The following is a 17,086-nucleotide window of genomic DNA, read 5'->3' as shown; positions in this document are numbered from 1 at the left end:
TGCGATCCACGACGGGCGGAGGGGGACGGATGCGAAGAGGGCTCACACCGGGGGCGGTCGCGGTGGTGCTGGCGGCCGCGTTGAGCGGCTGCGGGATGCTTCCCGGGCAGCAGGGGGGCGGCGGGGAGGAGCGGGTGACGACGACGCTGGAGGTCGCGGACCCCGTGGCCACCGCGAAGGCGACAAAGGCCACGGAGGCCACGGAGACGACGGAGACCGCCGAGCCTTCCGAGCCTTCCGGGCAGGTGGACGCGCCCGCCGAGAGCGAGCGGGTGATCGCCCGCAGGAAGGTCAAGGCGAGTGGCGCCGACCTGACCGTGGGGATCACCGGCATCCGGCGCCAGGGCCGGCTCTCCACGCTGACCTGGACGGTCACCAACGACGGTGACGAGCGGTGGCAGATGAACAGCGACATGGGCGACACCCCGGGCGGTCTCGGCCTGACCGTGGCCGGGGTCAGCCTGGTCGACCCGGTCAACGGCAAGCGGTACGTCGTCGCGCGCACCGGGAAGTATCCGAGGGCCAAGTGCCTGTGCTCCGAGTACGACGTGTTCACCGAGGCCGGTGAGGTGCTGTCCCTGCATGCCACGTTCGCCGCTCCGCCGCCGGACGTCACGAAGATCAATGTGGACCTCAAGGTGCTGGGTGTGTTCACCGATGTCCCGATCTCCTGAGCGCCTCGCGATCCTGGCACTCGGGCTCTCCCTGGCCGCGGGCCCCGCGACGGCCGCGTGGGCGGATCCGGGGGGCGACGTCACGGCCGGGGTGGAGGACGTCGTCGCTCCCGTCGAGGACGTCGTCGCCGAGGTGGAGTCGCTCGACGGCGCCGAGAGCGAGGCGCGGCAGGGCGAGCAGGTCACCGTGGCGATCGCCGGCGACGTGCTGTTCGCGCTCGACAAAGCCGTGCTGACGCCGCGGGCGCGGCAGCGGCTGGGGCGGGTCGCCGCGAGGGTCCGGGCGGACTCCGCGGGCGGGACGGTCAGGATCGAGGGGCACACCGACGACCAGGGCGACGACGCCTACAACACCGCGCTGTCGCTCAGGCGGGCACAGGCCGTGCGGCGGTCCCTCCAGGAAACGTTGACGGGGGCGGTCTTCCAGGTCGCGGGCTTCGGCGAGAGGCGGCCCCGGGTGCCCAACGTCGTCCAGGGACGGCCGCTGGAGGAGAACCGGGCCAAGAACCGGAGAGTGGAGATCGTCTTCACCGCGAGGGGGTGACCCGCGTGGCCGCTCTCCTGGCGGACGGCGATCCGGAGCGGCCGGGGGTGCCCCCGAAGAGGAGGGCGAGTTCGAAGAGCAGTTCGCGTCGTTTCACGTCCGTCTCCTCGGCGCGCAGGGCGCATAGAAGTTCGGTGCAGTGGGCGGGGGTGGGGGGTTGAGCCCATGAGAGGTGCCGTTCGATGTTGTCACGGGCGTCTGGGGCGAGCGCCAGAGTCCAGGTGGCCAGCCCTTCGTGGCGGTTGGCCGGGGCGGGCGTTCGGCCCTTTGGGAGGATCGCGTCGCTCGGGGTGGGTGGGGGCGGGGAGAGCTGCTGGTGGGGGTCGAGGTGGCGGTAATCGGCCTGGTCGAGGAGGTCACGGTGGGCGGCGTTGTAGCGGGCGTAGATCTCGTCGGTGAGCAGGCTGCGGGCGGTGGTCTGGTAGATGCGGGAGAGGATGACGACGGTGCGGGCGGGGATGCGGCGGCCGGTGGCGGGCCAGGCCTCGTAGTCGTAGAGGCGGGCCTCGCGGAGAGAGGCGGTGCCCGCGGGGTCGAGGTCGTTGTGAGCGGCGACGATGTCGCCGGCGGTGCGGCCGTGGGCGTAGCGGTACAGGCGCAGGGGACTGACGTCGTGATCGAGGGCCAGGATGTAGGCGATCTGGTCGAAGGTGAACGAGCGGGCGCGCAGTGCCCTGCTGCGGCGACGGCAGTCGAGCAGGGTGCGGTATCCCTCACCTGGCATGACCCCGCCTTGAATCGAACGTGAGCGAATGGTATCCGAATGATTACTCAGAGCGACGGACATGCGACGAAAAGGGGATGCCGAAGAGGTGAGGTCAGTATTTGTGCAGGTCAGTGAGGTGGAGGGTGGGGTGGTGCGGTGTTTCGAGGACGGGGGTTACCGAGCGGGGCGGGGTGGGTCACCCCGCTGGAGGTGAATTTCCCGACACTCCGCAGGAGATGACATGGCCGTTGTCTGGAACGATGTGGCCCCCGCGCTGATCGAGGCGATGGTGGGGCTGCGGTCCGGTGGGATGACCTACCGGCGGGTCTTTCCGGGTCGGATGGATCAGGTTCCGGTCGCTCGACGGTTCATCCGGTTCCTGCTGGAGGACTCACCGTGCCGGAACGACGCCGAGCAGATCGTCACCGAGCTCGCGGCGAACGCCGTCGCCCACACGAGCAGCGGGAGCCCGCAGGGGACGTTCATCGTCGAGTTGACACGCAGAACCACGGTCATCCGCATCACCGTCTACGACTGCGGCTGGGGAGCCACTCCCAGGTTCAGCTCGCGCCGCGACGCCGATCCGCTCGCCGAGGGCGGCCGAGGTCTGGCCGTGGTCGCCGCCCTGGCCTCCAGGGCCGGCTTCCGCGGCACCCAAACGAAGGGGCACGCTGTCTGGGCCGAACTCTCTCCCGTTTGACCGCCTTGTACGACGCCATCGCTATCACGAGAGGGGGCTCGTTCTGTGTGACGACGGCGGGCCTCGGGCCTGATTGAGGTAGCGCCTGGTCTCCCCGCGGACAACGCGTCTGATTCGGGTTCGAGCACACCGTCACGCTGAGATTTCATGGTTGATGACCTAAAGGCGGCGGGTTGCCTGGTCCGTCGACTCCATTGGATATGAGCGAGGAGGGCCGAGATGCCAGATGATGCGAGGACGTTCAGTGAACTCCTCGCGCCGGCGGCGGAGCGTGACGGCTACAAGGTCGAGTGGTACGCAGGGAAGATCGTGATGCGGCCGTCCGCGTCGGCCTTTCACAATCTGATCGTCAGCGAGACGATCCGCCAGATTCCCTCCGACGCGTGGTGGGCCCTGCCGGATATGGGGGTCGGGACCCCGGGTGACCATCGGGGGCCGCAGCCCGACATCGTGATCATCCCTGCCGGAAGCCTCAGCGACGACGAGAACCCGGTGCGCAAGGAGATCGTGGCGGCTGTCATCGAGGTCGTGTCGAAGAACACCCGCTCCGAGGACTACGGCGACAAGCCGGAGGCGTACGCCTCGATGGGGATCCCCGTCTACGTGATCATCGATCGTAAGTGCGAGACCATCAGGGTGTTCAGCGAGCCTGACGTCAACCGTTACACCCGCGAGAACGTGAGCTCCTTCGGCAAACCGTTCACGATGCCGGAGCCGGTGCTGCTGACGATCAGCACGGAAGGTTATCCGGCCGCTCTGTAGCGGCGGTGATCTCGTCGGGACCCGGTGCCTCACCAGCCGCCGGTGCCGAAGGCGTTCTCGTCGCGGTCGCCGTCCGTCACCCACCACAGGGACAGCGCCGAGCCCCATTCCGGGACGTGGTTGACGGAGGACCAGCTCAGCACCAGTTCGTCCCGTCCGTCGCCGTCGTAGTCGGCCGATGCCCGGGGAAACGCCGGGCGCTCGTCGGGGCGCAGCTTGTGGCCGGACGGGTCCGTGGCCGGTCCGAGCCGGCGGATCGTCCTCCCGCCGCGCCGCAGCCCGTTTCCCCCGCCGCGCAGCAGCTCGACGCCGCCGGGGCGGCGGGCGATCGCGAGGTCGTCGGTCCCGTCGCCGTCGAAGTCTCCCGCCACCATCGTCCGCGCGGCTTTGAAGTTCCTGAACACCTGTGGCGCGCGCCCGGCCCCGCCGAAGTGGACGGTCATCACGCCGTCGACGTGGGACGGCTCGGTCTCGTACCCCGGCTCGTTGTTGCGGCCGCCGCTGTCGGCGACCACGACGTCGCCCCTGCCGTCCCCGTCGAAGTCCCCCAGCGCGACGGCGTTGCCCTCGTTCAGCCGGTGACTCCGGCGGGACAGCCCGCCCGGGCCGCCCCTGACGAGCCACGACGCCGACTGCCCGCCGTCGTTCGGCTCGCGCACGAGCAGGTCGGTGGCGCGCCCTTCGCCGATCCTGCCCGCGACCAGGCCACCGGAGTCCAGGGTGACCTCCGAGGGCTGGACGGTGCGACGGCGGGGGACGCCCTCCCGGGTGAACGGCCCGTACAGCACGGCCAGGCTCTTCATGGTCGACTCGTTCCCGCTCGCCCCCTTCGTCGTCGGCGTCCACAGCGCCAGATCGGCCGCGCCGTCGCCGTCGAAGTCGCCCGGCACCGTTTCCGCGGAGAAGTGGTCGGGGGGCAGGGGCGTTCGGACGGCGGTCGGCCTCGCCTCCGGATCCACCCCCTTCGGGCCGCCCCACAGGACGTAGGGGATGTCCGGGTGACCGCCCGCCCTCGCCACGTGGCCGTGGACGAGGACGTCGGCGAAGCCGTCGCCGTCGAGGTCGGCCGTGTTCGTGGACCAGCCGAACACGAGGTGGGCGCCGGGTACCACCGTCCTGGTCAGGGGATCCAGGCCGTTCTTCGAGCCGTACACGATCACGAGGTCGGGCGACCAGGGACCGTGGAACATGACGAAGGTCAGGTCCGCGAAGCCGTCGCCGTTGACGTCGCCGGGGTCGCGGCCGCCCTTTCCCTCGGCGGGCGGTGATCCCTGTGACCTCAGTGACGCGGGCCGGGGGGACAGTGACGGCGACGGCGGCGGCGACGGTGGCGGCGGTTCGGGAAGCAGCGCCGACGGCGTCACGTACGGGACCGGAGACGCGTCCCGCTCGCCTCCGAGGTCGCATCCGCCGAGCAGGAGGACGAGTGCCAGGGCCGTTCCGGTTCCGCTCTTCATCGCGTCCTCCCGCATATGTGGGGATGTACGGCGATATTAGGGCTTAGGGGATCTAGAAGACCCGGGAGTGGTGGAACAGCTCGTAGGCGGCGTCCTGGGCGGCGAAGGACCTGGCCTCGGAGCGTTTGACGGCCAGGTAGGCGGAGGCGCGCAGGGGGCCGAGGGCGTTCATGAGGACGTCGTCGGCCTCCAGGGCGTCCAGGGCCTCGTCCAGGGAGGCCGGGAGGCGGCGGACGCGTCCGGCGGGGAGGGTGGCGGGGTCGACGTTGACGGGGTCGCCGGGGTCGAGGCCGCGGCGGATGCCGTCCAGGCCCGCGTGGATGACGGCGCCCAGCGACAGGTAGGGGTTGGCCGAGGAGTCGGAGGGCTTGAGTTCCAGGTTGGCGGACGCCGCGGCGTCGCGTCCCGTGGGGGAGCAGATCCGCACCGCCGCCTCGCGGTTGTCCATGCCGTAGCAGGCGTACGCGCTCGACCACGACCTCGGTGTCAGGCGCCGGAAGCTGTTCACCGATCCGCAGGTCAGCGCGGTGAGTGCCGGGAGGTGGGCGACCAGGCCGCCGATGAAGCGATAGGCGACGGCCGACATGCCGTAGCGGTCGGAGGGGTCGCCGAAGGCGTTGGCCCGGAGTCCGGGGTCCCAGAGCGAGACGTGGAGGTGGGCGCCGTTGCCCGGCTGGCCGGCGAGGGGCTTGGGAGCGAGGGAGGCCCACATCGACATGCGCGCGGCGACGCCCCTGACCGTCTCGCGGTAGATCACGTGGTTGTCGGCGGCCTGGAGGGCGGGGGCGTGGTGGATCGACAGCTCGTGCTGGCCGTGGCCGAGTTCGGGATGGTAGTGCTCGGGCCGCAGGCCCTGGCTCTCCAGGGCGTGCAGCAGGGTCATCGTGTAGTCGTGGAGCTGGTTGAAGCCGGTGGTGGAGTAACACAGGCTGTCGTCGGCGGGGACCAGCCGGTCCAGGCCGCCGGCGGGGTCGGGTTCGCGGCGGCCCAGGGTGAACTCGGGCTCGTAGGCGGCGACGAGGGCGTGACCCTCGGCGGCCAGGTCGGCGACGGCCTCGCGCAGGAAGGTGCGCGGGCAGACGGGCCAGGCGGAGCCGTCGACCTGGCGCAGGTCCGCCAGCATGGCCGCGGCGCCGGGAGCGTAGGGCAGGTGGACGAACGTGGCCGGATCGGGGACGAGGCGGACCTCTCCCACCGGGCCGAGGCTCTCGACGTCCTGGAGTTCGTCGAGCATGTTCATCGCCATCATCGCCACGGTGTGCCCGATGCCGGTGTGGAGCCGCTCCGCCAGCCGGGAGCGGGAGGTGGCCTTGCCCCTGATCACGCCGCCGTGGTCGGCGTACAGGAAGCGGACCAGCTCGGCGCCCTCGGTGTCGGCGCGTTCGACGACGCGACGCGCCGCGGCGGTGTCGAGCGGGTGGGGGCCGGTCATGGCCTGCTGATCTCCCATGCCTCCTGCGTAACACGTCCTCGGGGGGAGGGGAAGCACCCGGGACGCTCGCCCCGGGGCGAGCCGGGGCGGTCGCGGGAATTCCCGCGGTTACCGGTCGCGGGAATTCGCCCGCGGCTATTCGGTGGGCACGTCGCCGTCGGAGTCGCCGTCGGAGCAGGGCGCACCGGCGAGGGAGGGAGCCGGGGGGAGCGAGCGGGCGCACTCGCAGGTGACGGTGATCGTCACCGTGCCGGTGGCGCAGCCGCCGGAGGAGACGCACGCCTCGATCGGGACCGTCCAGGTGCCGGGCACCCGGGAGGCGCCGCCGAGCAGGCCGTCGGCGTCGAGCGTGATCCCGGCGGGCAGGAGGGCGGGGTTGACCAGCCTGAAGGCGACCGTCTCGCCGGTCGGGCCGGCCAGGGTGATCCTTCCCCGCAGCGGCCGGTCGACGGGAGCGCCGAAGTGGCCGAGGGAGGGGTGGGCCGAGAGGGGCGAGGAGCCTCCCGCGAGAGGCCGTCCGGTCCCGCCGCCGATCGATGTCCGGACGGAGGCCTGAACGGGTGCCTGAACGGGGGCCTGGACGGGGGCCTGGACCGGTGCCGGTGCCGGTGCCGAGGTCTGGGGCGGTGCCGGTGCCGGGATCTGGACGGGGGACGGAGCCGGAGGCGGGTCCGGTACCGGGATCGCGAGGGCGACCCGTGGGGTCGCCAGCACGCCGCACACGACGGCTCCGGCGACGACGGCCCCGATTCCGGGGAAACCCCGCTTGCCACGCATGAACGATCCCCCCGTACGAGAAACGGACTTCCCCCAGGGTGCCGGAAAGATCATCAAGGGAGTGCCGTGATGTCTTCCGCGGTCATCCATGATCGGGTCAGGACGTTCGCCGTACGGGTGGTCTCCGTGTCATGTCACCTGGGTGTCGTCCGTACCGCCCTGGTTCCGTACCACTCTGTACGGCATTCCGTACCACGCTGTACGGCGGGGCCGCGCGACTTCGGGCGGCGGGGCGCGGGTGTGACCTCGTGGCTGGTTCGCGGGTACGGGGGTGCTGCGGCGGCTTCCGGTGATCGCCGCGATACGTTTCCGGGATCGGCGGGGCCGACGGCATGGCGTTCGGAGCGGGGCGCGCTCCCCTGTGGGTCAGCCGGGAACGCGGGTGACGCGATTCGGGCGGGAGGACCCCGCCGGGTGGTTAGGTGAGCACTCGGGTGAAGAACAGAGCCAACTGGTCTGCTCCCCTTATGATCCCGTCGAAGACTCCGTTGACCGCATTCGCCGCTTCGGCGGGTTTGGTGAACAGATAGAAGACCACGAAAGCTACCGCGAGGTAGGTGAGGATCTTCTTGACCTGCATGGGGGCCTCCTGGCAGTTCCAATCCCAGCCGTATATACCCGAATTTTATCGATCTTTGGCATCTGCGGCCCGGGTGGCTCCCGGATTTTGATGATCATACCCGTCTCGCGGGGGCGAGCCGCGGTCCGGTCGCGAGTTTGGCATAGGTCACACCCGCCATCGTGCGGTCGCGAGACGCTCCTGTCCAATCTTCATTGCCAGGTATACCGGTAGGGCTAGCCCGGCGCCGGGCGTACGCCGATCACGGGGATTGTTTTTGCTGGTCACCGCCGATCAGGCGGTCGGTCGTCCGCGCCGGGAGTCCGGTGTTACCGGCAGATGTCGGGAAATGTGAGTCCGGTGTTCCGGCAGATGTCAGGAAGTATTCGGCCTGCCGCCGGGCGGGCCGGGGAGCGCCGCCTCCGGCCGGGTCGCCGCCGGAGCTCATGACGTACCTCCCGGCCTCCCGGCGGGCAGGACCGGCGGGCCGCCGGGGGAGACGGCAGTCGCGGCCCCGTCTCAGTGACGCCGGGGGAGGGGGACGGGCGGCAGGGGGTTCTTCCCGCTCCCGCCCAGGTCACCGCGCGGGACGGACGGCGCGTAGGCGGCTGGTGCGGCGTTTGTGGCTACAAAAAGAGGGGAATTGGTCGATGTATAGTAACTATAGGTAATTATTCATAAGCAAGGAGTGAGTGCGATGACATCACCCGTCGGAGGCCAGCCAGGTGATCGGCCGCGGAGCGCCGGCTCTCGCGGGTTGTCCGGTGAGACCAAGCCGGCGTTCCAGACCACCGAGTTCATCGCGTACGTCGTCATCCTGGTCGCGATCGTGATCACGGCCTTCGCGGTCGGCGGTGACTCGCGCGGTTACGGTGACCCCTTCGGCGCGGAGCACGCCATCAAGTACATCACCCTCCTCACGGTCGGTTACATGATCGCCCGAGGTCTGGCGAAGGCCGGAAGCCGGGACCGGGGCGACGGCGTCCGCTAGCCCGCCCGGTTCCCCGCCGCCGACCGGCGGCTGATCGCCGGTCGTCCGGCGACAGGCCGTCGGCCGCCAGCCGGTCGCCAGCCGGCCGCCGCGGTCGCGAACCGTCGACGCCCGGACCGGGATGGTCCGGGTCGTCGCCCACGACCTCTTCCCGCTCCCCGGGGAGCGGTCCCGCTCAGACGCCCAGGGAGGCGTCCATCAGCCTGGCCACGGCCTCGTCGTCGCCGCTCACGTCGACCTTGGCGTGGGACTGGCGGCCGAAGCAGAACAGCAGCAGCTCCCCGGCCGTGCCCGTCACCTCGACCTGAGGCCCCTCCTTGCGGCCGCCGATCGCGACACCCCCGCCGATGCGGTGCAGGACCACCCGGACGGGAGAGCGGCGCAGGAACAGCCGGGCGCCGCTGTGGACCTGCTTCCAGAACCTCTCCTCCAGCTCTGCGGGCAGCTCCCGCGGCTCCCAGACCCGCTGCGCCCGCCGCACGTCCTCGTGGTGGATGAAGAGCTCCGTCGTGTTGACCGCCTGGTCCAGGCCGGGCAGGCGGTAGACCCCCGAAGGCCCGGAACGTACGAGCTCGACGAGGCCCGCGTACCCCTTCCTGGTCTTCGTGGACTCCTGCACCCTGGCGGTGTATCCGGCCAGCGGCTTGAGGAGGATGCCTCCGGCGGCGTCGGGGCGGCTCTCGCGGACGACGAGGTGGGCGGCGAGGTCGAAGGTGGTCCAGCCCTCGCAGAGCGTGGGAGCGTCCGGGCCGAGCTGGGCGAACAGGTCGCTGAGCGCGGATCGTTCGGCGCGGGCGTAGTTCATTTCAGATCCTAACGAGCCGTTGTACGAGCAACCGGAGGTGTGAACGTGACACTAACCGAAGGTGGTTCGGGAATAACCGGATGATCCACAGTGATAGGGACTTAGGTAGCAACGTTCCCCGTCGAAAGGACACCCCCCGCGTGGCGAGCAAGATGACCACCGCAGTCATGCGCAGGGGACTCGGGGTCCTCGGGGTCGCCATCCGGGCGGAGAAGTCGATCTTCTCCGCCGCGGTGCTGTCCAGCGCCCTGTACGGCGTGATGACCGTCGCCGCGGCGTGGGCGCTGGGCTGGGCCACCGAGCACGTCGTGCTCCCGGCCTTCAGGGACGGGCGGATCACGACGGGCACCCTCACCCTCGGCGCGCTCCTCATCCTCGGGGTCTCCCTGCTCAAGGCACTGGGCGTGGCAGGGCGCCGGTATTTCGCCGGGGTCATGCAGTATCGGATGCAGGCCCGCTCCCGCCGCGACGTCACCCGCCAGTATCTGAAACTTCCGCTCGCCTGGCACCACAGGCACCCGACCGGGCAGCTGCTGTCGAACGCCGGGTCCGACGTGGAGGCCGCCTGGGCGCCGCTCGCCCCGCTGCCGATGGCCGTCGGCGTGGTCGTGATGCTGGTGACCGCCGCCGTCGCGATGGTGATCACCGATCCGATCCTCGCTCTCGTCGGGTTCCTCGTCTTTCCCGCGATCGCCGTGCTCAACCTGGTCTACCAGCGCAAGCTCAACCCGCTGGCCACCCGCGCCCAGCAGTTGCGGGCCGAGGTCAGCGAGATCGCCCACGAGAGCTTCGACGGCGCCCTGGTCGTCAAGACCCTCGGCCGCGAGGACGAGGAGACCGCCAGGTTCCAGGTCAAGGCGGGCGAGCTGCGCGACGCCAACATCGCCGTGGGCCGGGTCCGCGGCCTGTTCGACCCGATGCTGGAGGCGCTGCCCACCCTGGGCGTGCTCGCCGTGCTGCTGATCGGCGTGATGCGGCTGGAGAGCGGCGCGATCGGCTCCGGCGTGCTCGTCCAGGTCGCCTACCTGTTCACCCTGCTGGCCTTCCCGATCCGCGCGCTCGGCTGGGTGCTCGCCGAGCTGCCCAGGTCCGTCGTCGGCTACGAGCGGATCCAGGCCGTGCTCGAGGCCACCGGCTCCATGGAGCACGGCGCCGTCGAGCTGCCCGGCACCGAACCCGCCAGGCTGGAGGTCCGCGACCTCGGCTACGCCTACGGCGACGGCGAGTTTCCCGTCCTGCGCGAGGTGAGCCTGGAGGTCGGGCCCGGCCGTACCGTCGCCCTGGTCGGACCCACCGGCTCGGGCAAGTCGACGCTCGCCCAGGCCCTCGTCCGCCTGGTCGACCCGGCGGAGGGCGTCGTGCTGGTGGACGGCACGGACCTGCGCGACGTCGCCAGGAACGGGGTCAGCGACGCGGTGGCGCTGGTGCCGCAGCAGACGTTCCTGTTCGACGACACCGTACGCGGCAACGTCACCCTCGGCCGGCCGGTCGGGGACGAGGACGTCTGGGCGGCGCTGCGCCTGGCGCAGGCCGAGGGATTCGTCAGCGCCCTGCCCTCGGGGCTGGACACCCGGGTCGGCGAGCGCGGCACCACCCTGTCGGGCGGCCAGCGCCAGCGGATCGCCCTGGCCCGCGCGCTGGTGCGCCGCCCGCGGCTGCTCGTCCTGGACGACGCCACCTCCAGCGTCGACCCGCAGGTCGAGGCGAGGATCCTGTACGGGCTGCGGGACGCGGCCCAGGTCTCCACCGTGGTCGTCATCGCCTACCGGATGGCCACCATCGCCCTGGCCGACGAGGTCGTCTACCTCGACCACGGCCGGGTCGTCGACCGGGGCGGCCACGCGGAGCTGCTCGCCCGCTGCGAGGGCTACCGCAACCTGGTCACCGCCTACGAACGCCAGGGCGCCGAGCGCGAGGCGCTCGACGCCGAGCAAGAGGAAGAGGTCAGCGCGTGAGGAAGCACCACCGGCCGGGGGAGCACCCCGCCGGGACGACGCGGGGCGAGCGGGGCCGCGGCCCGCTGGGGCCGGAGCTGGGACCGGGACTGGGAGGACGGTGCCGGTGAGCTCGTTCCAGGGGGTCGAGCGCTCGGGGCTGGCCACCGTCAGGCACGGCCTGTCGCTCACGCCGGAGTTCCGCAAGGGGCTGGCCGGTACGCTCGCGCTGGCCGTGGTGGCCACGGTCGGCAAGATCATCGTGCCGATCGCCGTCCAGCAGACCATCGACACGGGGCTCGCGAAGGGCGCCCCGGACGTGGCCTACGTCCGCACCGCCGTGCTGCTGTGCGCCGCCGCCGTGGTGTTCACCGCGCTGTGCGCGTACCTGATGAACGTCCGCCTCTACCGGGCCACCGAGTCCTCGCTCGCCACGCTCAGGGTGCGCGGCTTCCGGCACGTGCACGACCTGTCGGTGCTCACCCAGAACTCCGAGCGGCGCGGCGCCCTCGTCTCCCGGGTCACCGGCGACGTCGACCAGATCAGCGTTTTCATGCAGTGGGGCGGGCTGATGATCATCATCGCCCTGGGCCAGCTCCTGGTCGCCACCGGGCTGATGTTCGTCTACTCCTGGCAGCTCGCCCTGCTGGTGTGGCTGTGCTTCCTGCCGCTCATGGTCGTCCTGCCGCGCTTCCAGCGGTGGCTGTCGGGCGCCTACACGCGGGTCCGCGAGCGCACCGGCGACATGCTCTCGGCCGTCAGCGAGTCGGTCGTGGGCGCGGCCGTGATCAGGGCCCACGGCTCCGAGGCCCGTACGGCCGAGCGGCTCGACGTCGCGATCGACGCCAACATGGCGGCGCAGGCCCGCACCCAGCGGATCGTCGCGACCGTGTTCCCGCTGACCGAGATCGTCGCCGCCGTGACCCTGGCGGCCGTGGTGCTGGTCGGGGTGCGGCTCGGGCTGGCGCAGGACATCACCGAGGGACGCCTGGTCGCCTTCCTGTTCCTCATCACGCTGTTCGTCTCGCCGATGCAGATCGCCACCGAGGTGCTCAACGAGGCGCAGAACGCCGTCGCCGGGTGGCGGCGCATCCTCGGCGTGCTCGACACCCCCGCTGACGTCGCCGACCCGGGCCCCGAGGGCGTCGAGCTGCCGCGCGGTCCCATCTCGGTCTCCTTCGAGGACGTGGAGTTCTCCTATCCCGGCGGGGTCCCGGTGCTGCACGGGGTCTCGGCGGACATCCCGCCGCGCTCGCGGATCGCCGTGGTGGGGGAGACCGGTTCCGGCAAGACGACCTTCGCCAAGCTGCTCACCCGCCTGATGGACCCCGTCTCGGGGCGGATCACGGTCGACGGCCACGACCTGCGGACCGTCCGGTTCTCCTCGCTGCGCAGCCGCATCGTCATGGTGCCGCAGGACGGCTTCCTGTTCGACGGCACCCTGGCGGAGAACATCGCCTTCGGCCGTCCCTCGGCGACCGAGGCGGAGATCCGGCTCGCCATGACCGAGCTGGGGCTCACCGACTGGCTGGAGGGGCTGCCCGCCGACCTGTCGACCAGGGTCGGCCAGCGCGGCGAGTCGCTGTCGGCGGGCGAGCGCCAGCTCGTCGCGCTCGCCCGCGCCTACCTGGCCGACCCCGACCTGCTGCTGCTGGACGAGGCCACCTCCGCGGTGGACCCGGCGACGGAGGTGCGGCTGGCCCGTGCCCTGGAGGGTGTCACGCGGGGCCGCACCGCCGTCTCCATCGCCCACCGGCTCTCCACCGCCGAGGCGGCGGACGAGGTGTTCGTCTTCGACAAGGGCCGGATCGTGCAGCGCGGCCCGCACGCCGAGCTGGTACGCCGGCCCGGCGTCTACGCGGACCTGCACGCCTCCTGGGTCTCGGCCGCCCGCTCCTAGCGGTTCACGCCGAACCTCGGATGATCTTCTCGAAGGGGTGGGGGCCGACCGTCTCGGGGTCAGCCCCCAGGTCGTAGAGCGGGGTGTATCCGGTCGAGAGGTAGAGCCCGGCCGCCTCGGGCTGCCGGGGGCCCGTGGTCAGGTAGATCCTGCGGTAGCCCTGCCGCGCGGCCTCCCGCTCCAGCTCCCGTACGACGGCGACGCCCAGGCCGCGCCGGCGGTGGTCCGGATGGGTCCAGATCCGCTTGAGCTCGGCGGTCTCCCCGTCGTGCCGGAAGAACGCGCCCCCGGCGACGGTCCGCCCGTGCTCGACGAGGACGAGGAACGCGCCCCCGTGCTCCGGGGTGAACCGCTCGCCGGGATAGCGGTTGATCTCGTCGTTGGGACCGTACCGGCTGGTGTACTCGGCGTGCAGGCCCTCCAGGAGCGGTTCGACCTCGGGGTCGGGAACGGCCACGTGCCGCACCTTGAGGGGGACGGCCGGGGCCTGCGGGGAACACCCGCCCGGTGCCGGTGCCGGTGCCGGTGCCGGTGGCGCGTGCTTCGTGTAGGAGGGCGGGGGGCGTTCGGTGCCCGGGGCGGCGGGCGCGGCGGGCGCGGCGGGCCTCGCGGAGTCGATCGTCACTTGGGCTGCCTCGGCAGGCCGGGCGGGTTGATCCTCGACGTGGGCAGTGCCTCGTTGTCCAGGCCCCAGCGCTTGAGCACCTCGGCGTACTTGCCGTTCTCGATGAGCGTGTTGATCGCCTCGTTGACCGGCTGGACCAGGCCGTTGCCCTTCAGGGTCATGACCGCGATCAGGCCCTCGACCGACCCTCCGCCCGAGAGCGTCCCGACGATCCTGCTGTCACTGCCCACCGCGACCTGGTAGGCGATGGGAGGGTTCGGGCCCAGGTAGGCCTGGACGCGGCCGGACTTCAGCGCCAGCAGGACGTCGCCGTACTTCTGGTAGTACTGGATGTTCGCGGCCTCGAGCCCGGCCTTCTGGTTCTGCGCGTCCCACTCCAGCAGGATCTTCTCCTGGTTGGTACCGGATCCGACGGAGACGTTCAGCCCGGCGATGTCGGCGGCCTTCTCGATCTTGGTGATCGGGCTCCCCTTGCTCACCTGCCAGGCGAGCTGGTCCACCCGGTATGTGGCGAAGTCGTAGATGTCCTTGCGCTCCTCCGTCACCGTGACGTTGTTGAGCACCAGGTCGTACTTGCCGGACTTGACCGCGAGGAACAGGTTCTCCCAGGAGGTGTTCTCCTCCTTCAGGGGCAGGCCCAGCACGTCGGCGATCAGATGGGCGAGGTCGGTCTCCACGCCGACCAGGGTGGTGTCGTCGTCGGCCAGGAACACCAGGGGCGGCGCGCCCTCGCCGTTGAAACCGGCGGTGAGCGCGCCCTTGGACCGGATCGCCTCGGGGACCTTGGCGGCGATCGCCTCCACCTTGTCGGCGCGGACGCGGTTCTGCTCGGGCGAGGTGTTGATCTTCACCCCGCCGGTTCCCGACGGGGCCGCGGCCGGGGCGGCCTGCGCCCTGTCCGTGGTGGCGGCCGGGGTTCCGGCGCCGCCGCAGGCGGCGGCGAGGAGGAGAGGCAGGGCGGCGACGGCGGGGGCGAGCCTCGATATGAACGACATGTCGGTCCTTGCTGGGGTCGGGTGGCGGGTGCGGGTGGTGCCGGGAAATCCGGGAGAGGGCTTCGTGGAAGGTCTTTTCTGAAGGGGCTTCGTGAGGGGTCGGAGGACCTTGCCGAGGAGTGAGGGGTCAGAGGACCTTGCTGAGGAAGAGGCGGGTGCGCTCGTGCCGGGGGGCGTCCAGCACCTCGGCGGGGGTGCCCCGCTCGACGATCCGGCCCTCGTCCATGAAGACCACGGTGTCGGCGGCCTCGCGGGCGAAACCGATCTCGTGGGTGACGACGATCATGGTGGTGCCGCTCCCTGCGAGGCCCTTGACCACGTCGAGCACCTCGCCGACGAGTTCCGGATCCAGCGCGGACGTCGGCTCGTCGAAGAGGATGACCTTGGGCTCCAGCGCCAGGGCGCGGGCGATGGCCACCCGCTGCTGCTGCCCGCCGGAGAGCTTGCGGGGGTAGGAGTGCGCCTTGTCGGAGAGCCCGACCCGCTCCAGCAGCCGGGTCGCCAGCGCGTCCACCTCCGCCTTCGGCCTGCGCTGGGCCGACCGGGGCGCCTCGGTGACGTTCTGGTGCACGGTCAGGTGCGGGAAGAGGTTGAAGTTCTGGAAGACGAATCCGATCCTGGTCCGCTGCCGGAGGATCTCGCGCTCGGGCAGCTCGTACAGCCTGTCGCCGGACCTGCGGTAGCCGACCAGCTCGCCGTCGACGCTGACCGAACCGCTGTCCACCTTCTCCAGGTGGTTGACGGTACGGAGAAGCGTGGACTTCCCCGACCCCGACGGGCCCAGGATCACCGTGACCTCGCCCGCGGCGACCCGCAGGTCCACCCCGCGCAGCACCTCCAGCGACCCGAAGCTCTTGTGCACGCCCCGCAGCTCGACCATCGCGGCGCTCATGCCCGGCCCTTTCCGTAGTGCCGCTCGACGTAGTGCTGCGCGACGGACATCACGGAGGTCATCACGAGATACCAGATGGTCGCCACCAGCAGCAGGGCGATGACCCTGCCGTTGCGGTTGTAGATCACCTGGACCTGGTAGAAGAGCTCGGGCAGGGCCATGATGTAGACGACCGAGGTGCCCTTGACCAGGCCGATGATCTCGTTGCCGGCGGTCGGCACGATCGATCGCATGGCCTGCGGCAGGACGATCCGGAACAGCTGCCTGGCCTTGGGGATGCCCAGTGCCGCGGCCGCCTCCCGCTGGCCGTGGTCCACCGAGAGCAGCCCGGCCCGGACGATCTCCGCGGCGTAGGCGGCCTGGTGCAGGGCCAGGCCCAGCGCGGCGGCGGTGACCGGTCCGATCAGGTCCATCGTCCCGATGTCGAAGAACGCCGGGCCGAACGGCACGCCGAAGGAGATCCTCGGATACAGCAGGGCCAGGTTGTACCAGAACAGCAGCTGCAGGATCAGCGGTACCGACCGGAACAGGGCGATGTAGCCCCAGGCGACCGAGTTGAGCAGCGGATTCCCCGACAGCCGCATGAGCGCCAGGACCGTGCCGAGCAGGAAGCCGAAGACGATTCCCAGCGCGGTCAGCTCCAGCGTGAACACGACCGCCCGCAGCACGGAGGGCGCGAACAGGTACTCTCCGACCACCTCCCACTCCCAGGCCGGGTTGGTGACCAGCGCGCTGACCGCCATGGCCAGCAGCACCGCGACGCCCAGGGCCGCCACCCACCGCCCCGGGTGGCGGGTGGTGACCACCTTCGGCGGGGGCCCGCCGGCCTCCGCGCCTTCCGGGCCGCCGGGGGTTTCGCCCGAGGGGGGAGTGGCGGCCAGGATCACGCGGGGCCCGGCGGACCCGGCGGACCCGCCGGACCCGCCGGGGGCGGACGCGGAGACGAGCCGGGCCCGGCTCCACGTGTACCCGTGGTGTGCGCGCCCCCGGCCGCCCGTCACCGGGGGCGGTGCCTTCGCGGGGGACGCGAGGGCCGCGGGATCGTGCGTGTCACCACCGTCGGCGCCTGGGAATTCGACGGGCATGGTTGAGGCCTTTCTGGCTGGTCGTACCGGACGGGTGCGGGTCTGGCTGGTCGTACCGGACGGGTGCGGGGCGCGCTCCGCGGGCGGAGCGCCGGGCGGTCGGCGGCGACGCGGGTCGGCGGCGACAGGGAACGGATCGGGCGCGGCACGGGGCGACGCGCCCGCCCGCCGCCGGCGGGAACTCTGGGCGCACGGCATCACTCCAACACACGTTCACAATCCCGTCAAGACCTACTGGTTTAGTAGGT

17 protein-coding genes are annotated in these 17,086 nt (G+C 71.2%); 7 read left to right on the top strand and 10 right to left on the bottom strand.

Annotated elements, in window-relative coordinates:
* Positions 1 to 29: 29 nt before the first annotated feature.
* Positions 30 to 674: a hypothetical protein gene (locus AB0F88_RS01790; RefSeq protein ID WP_362676276.1), complete on the top strand. Its 645-nt coding sequence runs from the start codon at positions 30 to 32 to the stop codon at positions 672 to 674.
* The gene (locus AB0F88_RS01785; protein ID WP_362676274.1) at positions 658 to 1,218 is read left to right on the top strand and encodes an OmpA family protein; all 561 of its coding nucleotides are present in this window, start codon (positions 658 to 660) and stop codon (positions 1,216 to 1,218) included. Before AB0F88_RS01790 ends, AB0F88_RS01785 begins: the two co-directional genes overlap by 17 nt.
* On the opposite strand, the gene AB0F88_RS01780 is transcribed toward AB0F88_RS01785, so the two are convergent.
* Positions 1,202 to 1,942 (bottom strand): hypothetical protein, encoded by a 741-nt coding sequence (locus AB0F88_RS01780; protein ID WP_362676272.1) that lies wholly within the window; start codon positions 1,940 to 1,942, stop codon positions 1,202 to 1,204. The two genes, AB0F88_RS01785 and AB0F88_RS01780, sit on opposite strands and share 17 nt — an antisense overlap.
* 223 nt (positions 1,943 to 2,165) lie before the next feature.
* Here AB0F88_RS01780 and AB0F88_RS01775 point away from each other — a divergent pair, with 223 nt between their 5' ends.
* Both AB0F88_RS01775 and AB0F88_RS01770 read left to right on the top strand, forming a co-directional pair.
* Positions 2,166 to 2,624 carry an ATP-binding protein gene (locus AB0F88_RS01775; RefSeq protein ID WP_362676270.1) on the top strand — a complete coding sequence of 153 codons (459 nt, stop codon included), beginning with the start codon at positions 2,166 to 2,168 and terminating at the stop codon, positions 2,622 to 2,624.
* A 219-nt stretch (positions 2,625 to 2,843) separates the two neighbouring features.
* Positions 2,844 to 3,386, top strand: a complete 543-nt coding sequence (locus AB0F88_RS01770; protein WP_362676268.1) for a Uma2 family endonuclease — start codon at positions 2,844 to 2,846, stop codon at positions 3,384 to 3,386.
* Between the two features lie 29 nt (positions 3,387 to 3,415).
* Here AB0F88_RS01770 and AB0F88_RS01765 read toward each other — a convergent pair whose 3' ends face one another.
* The 4 genes from AB0F88_RS01765 to AB0F88_RS01750 form a co-directional block, all read right to left on the bottom strand.
* Complete coding sequence (locus AB0F88_RS01765) at positions 3,416 to 4,843, bottom strand: VCBS repeat-containing protein (protein ID WP_362676266.1); 1,428 nt, start codon at positions 4,841 to 4,843, stop codon at positions 3,416 to 3,418.
* Positions 4,844 to 4,895: 52 nt separating this feature from the next.
* Positions 4,896 to 6,293, bottom strand: a complete 1,398-nt coding sequence (locus tag AB0F88_RS01760; RefSeq protein WP_362676264.1) for a glutamine synthetase family protein — start codon at positions 6,291 to 6,293, stop codon at positions 4,896 to 4,898.
* A gap of 117 nt (positions 6,294 to 6,410) precedes the next feature.
* On the bottom strand, positions 6,411 to 7,052 hold the full coding sequence (locus AB0F88_RS01755; protein WP_362676262.1) for a putative Ig domain-containing protein: 642 nt from the start codon (positions 7,050 to 7,052) through the stop codon (positions 6,411 to 6,413).
* A gap of 418 nt (positions 7,053 to 7,470) precedes the next feature.
* Positions 7,471 to 7,632, bottom strand: a complete 162-nt coding sequence (locus AB0F88_RS01750; protein WP_362676260.1) for a hypothetical protein — start codon at positions 7,630 to 7,632, stop codon at positions 7,471 to 7,473.
* Positions 7,633 to 8,308: 676 nt separating this feature from the next.
* Between AB0F88_RS01750 and AB0F88_RS01745 the strand changes: the two genes are divergently transcribed.
* Positions 8,309 to 8,602, top strand: coding sequence for a hypothetical protein (locus tag AB0F88_RS01745; protein ID WP_362676258.1), 294 nt, complete (start codon positions 8,309 to 8,311; stop codon positions 8,600 to 8,602).
* Between the two features lie 175 nt (positions 8,603 to 8,777).
* Here the strand turns inward: AB0F88_RS01745 and AB0F88_RS01740 are convergent, their stop codons facing one another.
* Complete coding sequence (locus tag AB0F88_RS01740; protein ID WP_362676256.1) at positions 8,778 to 9,407, bottom strand: TIGR03085 family metal-binding protein; 630 nt, start codon at positions 9,405 to 9,407, stop codon at positions 8,778 to 8,780.
* A 152-nt stretch (positions 9,408 to 9,559) separates the two neighbouring features.
* Here AB0F88_RS01740 and AB0F88_RS01735 point away from each other — a divergent pair, with 152 nt between their 5' ends.
* Complete coding sequence (locus AB0F88_RS01735; RefSeq protein WP_362677903.1) at positions 9,560 to 11,362, top strand: ABC transporter ATP-binding protein; 1,803 nt, start codon at positions 9,560 to 9,562, stop codon at positions 11,360 to 11,362.
* Between the two features lie 106 nt (positions 11,363 to 11,468).
* Entirely contained in the window at positions 11,469 to 13,241 is a 1,773-nt protein-coding gene (locus AB0F88_RS01730) for an ABC transporter ATP-binding protein (RefSeq protein WP_362676254.1), read from the top strand.
* 4 nt (positions 13,242 to 13,245) lie between these two features.
* On the opposite strand, the gene AB0F88_RS01725 is transcribed toward AB0F88_RS01730, so the two are convergent.
* From AB0F88_RS01725 to AB0F88_RS01710, 4 genes are all read right to left on the bottom strand, one after another.
* A complete protein-coding gene (locus tag AB0F88_RS01725; protein WP_362676252.1) occupies positions 13,246 to 13,866 on the bottom strand; it encodes a GNAT family N-acetyltransferase in 621 nt (206 codons plus the stop codon).
* Positions 13,863 to 14,861, bottom strand: coding sequence for an ABC transporter substrate-binding protein (locus tag AB0F88_RS01720; RefSeq protein ID WP_362676250.1), 999 nt, complete (start codon positions 14,859 to 14,861; stop codon positions 13,863 to 13,865). The genes AB0F88_RS01725 and AB0F88_RS01720 overlap by 4 nt, the downstream gene beginning before the upstream one ends.
* A gap of 127 nt (positions 14,862 to 14,988) precedes the next feature.
* Complete coding sequence (locus tag AB0F88_RS01715; RefSeq protein ID WP_362676248.1) at positions 14,989 to 15,753, bottom strand: amino acid ABC transporter ATP-binding protein; 765 nt, start codon at positions 15,751 to 15,753, stop codon at positions 14,989 to 14,991.
* Positions 15,750 to 16,838: an amino acid ABC transporter permease gene (locus AB0F88_RS01710; protein WP_362676246.1), complete on the bottom strand. Its 1,089-nt coding sequence runs from the start codon at positions 16,836 to 16,838 to the stop codon at positions 15,750 to 15,752. The genes AB0F88_RS01715 and AB0F88_RS01710 overlap by 4 nt, the downstream gene beginning before the upstream one ends.
* Positions 16,839 to 17,086 lie beyond the last annotated feature (248 nt).

The sequence above is a fragment of the Streptosporangium sp. NPDC023963 genome (assembly GCF_040639135.1).
Taxonomy (GTDB): Bacteria; Actinomycetota; Actinomycetes; order Streptosporangiales; family Streptosporangiaceae; genus Streptosporangium.
Note: the sequence above shows the minus strand (reverse complement) of the source record. Positions and strands in the feature narration are given on the sequence as shown.